Origin of the sequence: Mycoplasma sp. HU2014 (assembly GCF_001199495.1) — a bacterium.
Lineage (GTDB): Bacteria > Bacillota_I > Bacilli_A > Mycoplasmatales > Mycoplasmataceae > Mycoplasma.
Genome location: NZ_LFYS01000051.1, coordinates 20,964 through 31,913, shown reverse-complemented (window position 1 = coordinate 31,913; position 10,950 = coordinate 20,964). Strand labels below are relative to the sequence as shown.

The 10,950-nt window shown below is 24.9% G+C and carries 6 protein-coding genes and 2 pseudogenes; 3 read left to right on the top strand and 5 right to left on the bottom strand.

All coding sequences use genetic code 4. The annotated features are described in order from the left end of the window. The 3 genes and pseudogenes from AB668_RS02955 to AB668_RS06065 form a co-directional block, all read left to right on the top strand. Window positions 1-590, top strand: a 590-nt coding sequence (locus tag AB668_RS02955) for a transposase (RefSeq protein WP_152908040.1), incomplete at its 5' end; no start/stop codon positions are given. A gap of 22 nt (window positions 591-612) precedes the next feature. Then, window positions 613-2,064 (top strand): annotated as a pseudogene (locus AB668_RS02950) (IS1634 family transposase); the annotation flags it as partial. Window positions 2,065-2,135: 71 nt separating this feature from the next. Beyond that, window positions 2,136-2,280, top strand: a pseudogene (locus AB668_RS06065) (M13-type metalloendopeptidase); the annotation flags it as partial. Window positions 2,281-3,201: 921 nt separating this feature from the next. Here the strand turns inward: AB668_RS06065 and AB668_RS02945 are convergent. The 5 genes from AB668_RS02945 to rpmG form a co-directional block, all read right to left on the bottom strand. Continuing rightward, the gene (locus tag AB668_RS02945; protein WP_050517549.1) at window positions 3,202-3,852 is read right to left on the bottom strand and encodes an NAD(P)H-dependent oxidoreductase; all 651 of its coding nucleotides are present in this window, start codon (window positions 3,850-3,852) and stop codon (window positions 3,202-3,204) included. 12 nt (window positions 3,853-3,864) lie between these two features. Continuing rightward, on the bottom strand, window positions 3,865-8,331 hold the full coding sequence (locus tag AB668_RS02940) for a PolC-type DNA polymerase III (RefSeq protein ID WP_050517548.1): 4,467 nt from the start codon (window positions 8,329-8,331) through the stop codon (window positions 3,865-3,867). Window positions 8,332-8,345: 14 nt separating this feature from the next. Then, window positions 8,346-9,398 (bottom strand): phosphatidate cytidylyltransferase, encoded by a 1,053-nt coding sequence (locus AB668_RS02935; RefSeq protein ID WP_050517547.1) that lies wholly within the window; start codon window positions 9,396-9,398, stop codon window positions 8,346-8,348. A gap of 103 nt (window positions 9,399-9,501) precedes the next feature. After that, complete coding sequence (locus AB668_RS02930; RefSeq protein WP_050517546.1) at window positions 9,502-10,578, bottom strand: M24 family metallopeptidase; 1,077 nt, start codon at window positions 10,576-10,578, stop codon at window positions 9,502-9,504. 64 nt (window positions 10,579-10,642) lie between these two features. Next, window positions 10,643-10,786 carry a 50S ribosomal protein L33 gene (gene rpmG, locus AB668_RS02925; RefSeq protein ID WP_050517545.1) on the bottom strand — a complete coding sequence of 48 codons (144 nt, stop codon included), beginning with the start codon at window positions 10,784-10,786 and terminating at the stop codon, window positions 10,643-10,645. Between the last annotated feature and the right edge of the window lie 164 nt (window positions 10,787-10,950).

Genomic DNA, 10,950 nt, shown 5'->3' with positions numbered 1-10,950 from the left:
AAAGAAATACAAAATTCATTAAATCTGAAAATTTTATAGATAAACTAACTCCTGTAAGCATTAAAGGAAAACAACTTTTAGGTTCTAAAGAACAAATAAACAACAAATTTTACTATTTATTTAAAGACTTAGAAATTGCTGGAAAAGAAAGTATTGGTAGGTATCAAAGACATTTGAGAAAAGATAATTTTGATATTTCTGAATTCAAAAAAGAAGAAGAATATTTTGGAACAATTGCTTTTGAATCAAATGTAGATTTGAGTTTAGAAGATGTATACACACTTTATGATCAAAGATGAGAGATTGAAGAAATGTTCAATTTTTACAAAAACATTTTAGAATTATCAAAAACCAGAGTTCATTCTGAAATGAAAGTTTATACAACTGAATTTATAAACTACTTATCATTAATAATTGGAACACGTGTTAAGAACCAATTTATTAAATTGGACTTGCACAAAAATTATTCTTTCAAACAAATAATAGAATATTTAAGAAGTTATAAAATGGAACAGATAAGTGGTAAAGAATGAAAGAAAAGCAAGATGTTGAAATACGTTCAAAACCTTGCTGATTTATTAAATATATAGTATTAGACTAAAACTTTTTTATTGAACAAAAGAACAAGCTAAAACAAAATTAGATGAAATCTTCAAAGAGAAAAAATCATTGAAAAAAGAGGTTATAGAAAGGTATAAAGGTTACGAGATTATTGAAAAACTCTTTGATTATTTTGATATTTTTGATAATTGTTCTACTACAAGATCAACAACACTAAAAGATGTTATTATGCAATTAATTTATCAAAGAATTAAAAATCCGATTAGCGTATTTAACACTTACAAAACAATAAAAAAAGAAAGAATAGATACTCATTCAAAAAATTCATTTTACAGATCATTAGATTATATTGCAAAAAATAAAGACGAGATTCTGAAAAACTTAAACAAGAAAATTTGTGATAACACAAATAGAAAAATTGATGTTTTGTGATTTGATGCAACAACCGCATATTTTGAAACATTTTCAAGAGAAGGGTTTAAAAAGCCTGGTTATTCGAAGGATGGAAAATTCAAAGAAGATCAAATTGTAATAGGAATGGCAACCGATGAAAACGGAATTCCATTACATTACAAAGTTTTTCCTGGAAATAGTGCTGATTCAAATACATTTATTCCTTTGATGCTTGAAATTGCAGACCTTTATGAAATAAACACAGTAACTATTATTGCTGATAAAGGTATGAGTGTTAATAGAAATATTAGATTCTTAGAATCTAAAAATTGAAACTACATAATTTCTTATAGAATGAAAGCTGGTAGCAAACAATTTAAAGAGTATGTTTTAGATGAAAAAGATTATATAACTGATGGTTCTTTTAAATATAAAGTTCGTGATGTAGCATCTTTTTACAATAAAAAACGACCAAATGGTCATTTCAGAAAACAGATAATAACTTATAGCAAAAAACGTGCAATAAAAGACAAAAATGATAGAGATATCTTAGTTCAAAATTTTATTAAAAAGATGAATAAAGATAATTTAGTTTCATACGATAATTTAGCCGGTTCAAAAAAATATAAGTTTTTTAAACCTGTAAATAAAGGTGCGTTTTATGAATTAGATGTAGCAAAAATAAATGAAGATGAAAAATACGATGGATATTATGTTTATGAAACAAATAGAACTGATTTATCTGTAGTTGATATTGTAAATTTATATTCAAAACAGTGACAAATTGAATCTAATTTTAAAACGTTAAAAGGTAAATTGTCACTTCGTCCAATGTATCTATCAACATGAAATCATAATGTTGGATATATTTGTTTGTGTTTTGTATCTTTAGTGTTTTTAAATTATGTAGTTTACCATTTGAATTCTAGATTAGAATTGCAAGGTAAAAATAGAATTACTGAACATAAAATGATTAACGTTATTAAAGATGTCAAAGAAATTGAGGTATTTGTAAACAAACAAAAAACAGAAACAATACAAGTGTTTAATGATGGGTTAAAAGAAAGTTGAGATACTTATCACACTCTTTTAGAAGTTTTAAAAAAATAACAGTTAACTTATAAATTTAGGTTTATAATTTTAAACTGTTATTTTTATGCTTAAAGTGGGAAACGTAGGGTTTACTTGAACAAGACCCACATGCACCTGCTGAATTAAGAGCTAACATCCAGGCGGCTAATAATGAAGAGTTTGTTAAAGCTTTCAACATTCAACCAGAAGACAAAATGTATATTGCTCCTAAAAAAAAGAGTTAAAATTTGATAATAAAAACAGGTCTTATATTTCTTTTTAATATTAAAGTCAGAAATGTTTTTTGATTTTAAAAAGCTGTATGAAAACCAACTTTCAACCAATTAAAAAATGAAATCAAATAATTTATTAAATGATATAACAATAAAAAAATTTAAAACATTTAAAACGAAAAACACCTAACAGATGTGAAGTACTTATATAAAAAACCAACACAACTATTTTGTCTTAAAAATTGTCTTAGTAAAAAATCTTAGTTTTTTTATTTGGCTTAGTAATTTTTCGACTATTGCTATAACTTCAAATATTAGTACAAAAAAACATTTAGACAAAGCAATCGGTTTGTCTAAATGTTTTGTTTAGGATTGATTAATATTTAAGTAGGTATTTACTTTTTATAGTTAAGAGCTTTTGTTAAATTTTGATTTTAAAGTACGGTTTTTTTACTAGTTTAATGTTTGCTAAAGTAAGTAAGAATCAAATGCTATCAACAACTATCGTCATCAACAGTATTCATCCTGTTTATCAAGTGGTTTAAATATCACGTATAAGAATATTAATGATAAATGAAGTGAGCCTATTAAATATTTTTATATGAATTATAAACTACTGAAAATCATTATATTATCAATACAAATACAAAAAGTATTGATAAAAACAGTTATTTATTTTGATTTTGTATTATAAAAAATCATTAAATTACAAGTTAAAATAAAACTATCTAGAATTAATAAAATAAATAATTATAAATAAAATATTACAGCTACTTTGAAAAAATGATTAAATTAAATCACTTTATAACTTTTTTAATATTACTTAAAGGTTAACTGAAATAAAAACAATAAGATTTTTGTTATTATTTGGTACTTTGTTTTTTGAGCACATTCCATAAAAGTACTATTTTTTTTATTATTTTAATAATATAAGTTATGCATTTTACTTAACAAATGTAACAAATTCTTTTTCATCAATTCTAGTTTTTGCTTTAGGAATAATGTTGGGATTAACATAACCTAACACCATTGCTAAAACTACTTGTTCATCGTTAGTTATATAATTATTTTCAATTAAGATTTCATTTAACTGATTAGCATTGAACCCACCCATAATACATGAATCAACACCTAAACTAGCAGCAGCTACTGTAGCAACACCGCTTGCAATATGAGCTGTTGTTTTACTTCAATTATCTAATTCATTATATTTTGCTAACATTGTTGTTGAATTAACAACATTATTTCTAAATTTTTGAGCAATTTCTTCTTGTTCTTTTGAAAAGATTGCATTAATAGTTTTATCAATAGTATGATTTAAAATTTTATTAGTCTTATCTGAAACAAACAAAATACACTTATCAGCATTAATAAAGTTTTTTTGACTATAAAACAATGGAATTAGTTGTGCTTTTAATTCTGATTGTGAATCAATAACTAATAATCTTAAATTCATTAAATTAAAAGCACTTGGTGTCATTCTAGTTGCTGTTAATATTTCTTGTAAATCTTTATCAGATATTTTTTTAGTAGTGTCAAAATCTCTGGCACTTTTTCTATTTAACATTAAATCTTTTACATTTATATTTGACATAATTCCACTCCTTTAAAATTGAAATGTTAGCTGTTCATCACTTGCTAGTGAATTAAGTATACCAAGTTTTTCAAATAATTTTATTTGTGTTTGAGTAACTTGTGTTCTATTTTTTAAATCATTAACACTAGTTATTTTTCTATCATTTCTAGCACTAATTATTGACATAGCCACAGCTTCACCTAATGAATCAATTATATTAAATGGTGGTATTAAAATTTTTAATCCATCTTCTAATGTATTAACAATAAATCTTGTAGCTTGAGATTTTTCAAAATTAATATTATTAAATTTAATTTTTCTTGCAAACATTTCTAATAATATTTCATTTACTATGTAAAGATCTTCATCTTTTTTAGATACTTTTTCACCATTTTTTAATTTTTGTTCATGTTGTTTTACTTTTGCAAAAACTGAATCATAACCACCTAGTGCGGTTTCTATATCAAAAGCATCAGCACGTGTCGATAAGAATGTTGCATAATATTCAGCTGGATAATAGATTTTATATCAAGCTATTCTATAAGCCATTAAAACATAAGCGGTCGCGTGAGCTTTAGGAAACATATATTTAATTTTTAAACATGATTCTATATATCAGTCTGGTACGTTATGTTTTTTCATAATTTCCACTCACTCTTTTTTTAACCCCTTACCTTTTCTAACTGATTCCATAATCACAAAAGCTAATGAATTATCTAATCCCATGCTTAATAAGTAAACCATAATATCATCTCTACATCCAATAACTGTTGAAATATTAGCTTTACCATCTCTAATTAAATCTCTTGCATTTCCTAATCAAACATCAGTACCGTGACTTAATCCTGAAATTTGAACTAAATCAGCAAATGTTTTAGGTTTTGTTTCTCTTAACATCCCTCTAACAAATCCTGTTCCAAATTCTGGAATTCCAATAGCTCCCGTAATCTCACCATTTATTTCATCTGAAGTTATTTCTAATTCATCTAAACCTGAAAATAAAGAATAAACTCTCTTATCATCAGTCGGAACGGTAATTGGATCAACACCAGTTAAATCACGCAACATTCTTAAAGCAGTTGGATCAACATGACCTAAAATATCCATTTTTAATAAGTTATCGTGAATAGAGTGGAAATCAAAGTGTGTTGTTTTTCAGCTCGATCTAGTATCATCAGCAGGATAATTTACAGGAGTAAAATCTTCAATTTCAAATTCATTAGGTAGAATTATAATTCCACCAGGGTGTTGACCAGTTGTTCTTTTAACTCCTTCAGCTAGTTTTGCTAAACGGTTGATTTCAACTTTTCTTGGTTGTTCTTGATTTTGTTTTGTTTCTTCATAGAATGCTTTCGCATAACCAAAGGCAGTTTTTTCAGCAACAGTTGATATAGTTCCGGCTCTAAAAACATTGTCTTCACCAAACATTTTTTTAGTAAAGTTGTGAGCAGTTGATTGATATTCTCCTGAAAAGTTTAAATCGATATCTGGAACTTTATCTCCATCAAAACCTAAAAAAGTTTCAAACGGAATATCATGTCCATCACCAATTAATTTTTGATTACATTTTGGACAATTTTTTTCAGGTAAATCATAACCACACTTATATTGTGGATCAGTATCAAAATCTGAATACTTACAATTAGTACATCTATAATGAGCTTTTAAAGGGTTTACTTCAGTAATTTTAGAAGTAGTTGCTACAAATGAAGAACCAACTGAACCACGTGAACCAACTAAATATCCATCTTCTAATGATTGTTTAACTAGTAAATGAGAAATTCAATAAACAATTGCAAATCCATGCTTAATAATTGAATTTAATTCTTTTTCTAATCTTTTTTCAACTATTTCAGGTAAATTTTCTCCATACATTTCTTTTGCTGTTTCATAACATTTATTTTTTAATTTTTCATCAACGTTATCAATTTTTGGTGTGAATAACCCATCTTTAACAGGAGCAATATTTGCATCAATCATATCAGCTATTTTATTAGTGTTTTCAACTACTATTTGATAAACAAATTCATCATCATTTAACCACTTAAACTCATCTAACATTTCTTTTGTAGTTCTTATGTGTTGATCTGGAAAATCTTTAACCCTATTTTTTGAATCAAATAATGGGTGACGTGTTCCACCTAATCCTTTAGAATTAATATAAACTTCTCTAATTTGTTTTAATTCAGGTTCAGTATAATGAGCATCGCTTGTTGCAACAATAATCTTATTTTCTTGTTTTGCTAGTTTAATAATTGTTTTAATAATATTTTTTAATTGATCTAAATCTAGTGAATCATCTTGTAATAGATTTTTATAAACACTAATAGGTTGAATTTCTATATAATCATAAAACTTAATAGCATTATGTAATTCATCAAAAGTATTAGTTCTTGCTAGTTCAAAAATCTCACCATTAACACAACCACTACCAATTAATAAATTATTATTTTTTCTTATTTCTTCTAAATCATTTTTAACAACTTTAGGTGAAGAGAAAAATGTTCTAGTATGTGAGTTTGAAACTAATTTATAGATTTCTTTTAAGCCTTTTTGATTTTTAGCTAAAATGTTTAAATGATATCCAGATCTTCCGTGATAATTTTTATTTTGGCTTAATTGTTCAGGATGAATTTTATTTCAATCACTATCAACAATAATGTTATGAGCTTTTCTAACTTCAATGATTAATCTGTCATAAACATCAGCTAAAATATCAGCATCATAATCAGCACGGTGGGCAACATCAGCATCATAATCAATACCAAGTTTTTTAGCTATTGTTCCTAATCTGTGATTTTTTAACTCTGAAAATACCGCTCTTGAAATTGTTAATGTATCAATAACTGTATTTGTTAATTTACCATACCCTAATTTAATTGCACAATTAGTTAAAAAGTTAAAGTCGAAATTAGCATTGTGAGCAACTAAAATTCCATCTTTAATAATTTCATAAATTTGAGAAAAGGCTTCTTTAATTGATGGTTTATCTTCTAACATTTCATCAGTAATACGTGTTAATTCTTTTGTAAATTGTTTTAATGGTTTTTCAGATTTAATTAGAATATCACTTCTTTTTCTTTCTCCTGTTTTTAAATCATAAATAACTGCGCCAAACTCAATAATTTCATCCATTTCAGGACTCAATCCAGTAGTCTCTAAGTCGAAAAATACCATTTTACTACTTTTTAGATCATGATTTTGTGAATTTTTAACATATCATAATTTCTCTGTATCAATTACTTGAGCTTCTAGTCCATAAATTGCTTTTAATTGTTGGTTTTTGTCTCTTAATTTGTTAATTGTTTTTATTGCACTATAAATATCTGGATAAGCTTGGACATTAATATGATCTGTAAAAGCTATTGCATTTCAATTTCAATCATTAACTAATTTAAGATAGTCTTTTGCATAACTTACCCCATCCATAGTACTCATTTTTGTATGAGTATGTAATTCAACACGTTTAATAGGCTCATTATCAATTCTAGAATTATTTTCTTTTTCAATTTTTATAAAACTATCTATATAAAAAACTTGTTCTTGATCATATTCTGAATAACTTGTTTTTCCTCTTAACGCAACTCAATCACCAACATTGATCTTTGATTCTTTTAATTCTTTTACATTATCTTGTAATAATTCTTCTTCAGTCAGATCGTCAAATTCACATGCTTGTTCATTTTTTGAAAAATAAACACATCTTATTGATGATTTGTTGTCTGTTAGATCTATATAAAAAATCTTTCTTCCTGTTTTTGAGGTTTTAAACTCTTTATTCATAACCATTCCGTGAATAATAATGTTTTGAGCATTAGGTTCTAAATCTAATAATGAATCATAACTAGGTTTACCAAAACTTTGTTTATATTTGTAATTTGAACTACGAATTGGTTTTTTAACAATATGAGTATTGTTTGTTGGTTTTGTTTGAGTTTCTTCGTTTTTTATTTTTTCTAATTCTTGTAAATCTTTTTTTTCTAAAATTTCTAATGAAATTTCTTTTACTTGAATTTCAAAATCAATCTCTTTAATACCAAATTGTTGTAATTTAGAAACACAATATTTTAATTCAGGATAAATAAAAGATTTGCTTTCATTAGAAGTGGTTATAAAAGTCATTAAGTTTTTAGTTTCGTCATAATCAAAATTCTTAGTATCAATCATAGATCAATAACTAAGATTTCCTGATTCAGCTTTATAGTTTTTAATAAATTCTAAATAGTTAATTAATATTTGTCTATTTAAGGATTCTTTTTTAACAACATCAATTATTAATTTGATATTAAACATATCATTGTGTTTAAATTTATTTTCTATTTTTTGTAGTAATTCAACTGGTAAAAATTCTTCTATTTGAATATGAAAATAAGCTTTTGCTTTTTTTGTCGATAACCTAACAGGTTCAACTAATTTTGAGTTATTAAAATACGAAAGTTCAGACTCTGAAAAATCGATATTTAAAACATCAAAAACTTTTTTGATTTTTTTATCCATACAAAAACTCCATTCTAAAGTTGATTAATAAATAGACCAATAAAAATTACAAAAAACATTACACAAAGTACAAAATAAAATGAATCTAATCTATCAAGTATTCCACCATGTCCTGGAATTAGATTTGAAAAATCTTTAATATTAACACTTCTTTTAATTCAACTAAATAATAAATCACCTAACTGACATAAAATAGAAACTGCCATAGTTATAAAAATATAAGACAATACAACAGGTATAGAATTAGAAATATTTAATATTTTGAAATATCCATAAAATGGTGCATATTTTTGTGTTGAACCAACAAAATATAAAGTTAAAATTATTGCTAAATTAACTAAAACTGAACAAACAAATCCAGCAATAGCTCCTTCTCAACTTTTTTTAGGACTAATAGTTGGTGCTAATTTATGTTTTCCAAATTTAACTCCAAAAAGATAAGCAAATGTATCAGTTAAAATAATTGTTAATCAAATTCAAATAATACTTGAAAAACCATAAAGTAAATAACTTGATACTCTATTTTTTGAAAAAATATAAAAACCTAACATGTTAAAAGTTTTTAAAGCGAATATCATAATAAAACTTACTAATAATATTTTTGATATTTCTGATTTATTTTTATTTAATGAGTTTTTTAATAAAATTCAAACTAAACTAATATAAGAAATTAAGATTATAAAAGGTATTATATTTCAATAATTAACACTTGAAATGAAATTAAAAACATAAGTGTGTCTATCTTTATCAGTAAAAGGTATTCATAATAATAAAACTGTAAAAAGTTGAATAAATAATTTTTCTTTAGAAAACTTTATTTCAAAAGATGATAATAGCTCATTAGTTGAGAAAAATAAAATTGCACTACTAATTAGTAATGAAATTACATTTAAAGCTATTAAACTATTTTCTGATCAATTATTTATAAAACCAATATTATATAAAATCGGGAATGTTAAATAAACTATTAAAGCTATCACTAAAAATACAGATGAAATAACTCTCATTTGAAAATTAGTTCTAATAGCTTTTTGTTTTATTTGTTGTTCTTTAGATATTTTATTCATATTTTTTTCTCTCTTCTAACTAACTTTTATTTTAACATTTTTTAGTATCTTTTATTTTTTAACTTTATTCAAAACTAAAAAATGGTCTTATGACCATTTTAAATTATTTATCTAATTTTATTAATGTTCTTGGAGAAGAAGTTAACATTTCACAACCATCTTTAGTTACCAAAACATCATCTTCAATTCTAACTCCACCTAAACCTGGAATATAAATTCCTGGTTCAACAGTAATTGTCATATTTTCTTGTAAAATTACTTGTCCAGTTGATCCTACTCCTGGTTCTTCATGAATTTCAACACCAATTCCATGACCTAGTCCGTGATCGAAATATTTACCGTATCCTTTAGAATCAATAAATTGATGAACTTGACGGTGAATATCTCCTGCATTCACTCCAGCTTTAACTAAACTAATTCCTAAAGATTGTGCTTGATAAACAATATCATAAATTTCAGCTAATTTACTATCAATTTCTCCAATAGCTATAGTTCTTGTTTGATCTGAACAATACCCATTATAAAAACAACCCATATCAATAGTAATTAATTCATTGTTTTGAATAACTTTGTCACTTGGAACGGCATGAGGTTTACTTCCGTTAACTCCAGATGCAATAATTGTGTCAAAACTTATTTTATCAGCACCAAACTCTAAGAATTTATCATCAACAAATCTTTGCAATTGTTTTTCAGTCATTCCTGGTTTTACATAATCTAAAATTGCTTGAAATACTTGATCAGTAATATCACAAGCTTTTTTAATATTATCTATTTCTCAACTATCTTTAATCATTCTCATTTTTGAACAATCAACAGGAACTAATTCTACATCATTAAAGAATTTATCTCTAAATAATTCATATTGTTTATAAAAAATTCAATCTGCTTCAAATGCTAATTTTTTAACATTGTTATCTTTTAATATTTGATTTAAATCTTCTTTTAAGTTACTTGAAAAATGATGAAGTTCTACATCTTTATTAATTATTTCGCTTTCTCTAGCAGCAGTTATGTATCTACCGTCTAAAAATAAGTGTGAGGATTTTTTAGTAATTAATAAATATCCTAGTGATGATTTGAATCTAGAAAATCAATATCTATTTTCTGGTGAATATAATAAAATTGCATCAGCATCATTTTTATTTAATAAATCTACAATGATTTCGTGTTTATTCATATCTATTCTCCTATCATTTAACAATAATTATATATTTATAATTTAAAAAAATAGTCACAAAAGACTATTTTTTTTGTTTATGAAGTTCGTGTTTATTACAATTTGCACAGTATTTAGATACTTCTATTTTTGGTTTTTTCTTATCGTTTTTACCAATGTAGTTTTCATTTTTGCAAACTGTACAGCGTAAAATATACTTTTCGCACATTACTTATATCCACCTTTCATAAATAAAAAATATCAAGCTATTTTTAAAGTACAATTAATATGATAACATTTTAAAAATAAGTTTCAAGAATTTTATAATAAATTAAGATACACTATTGTATAAAAATAGTTTTAATCTATTGTATAAAAATAGTTTTATTTTAA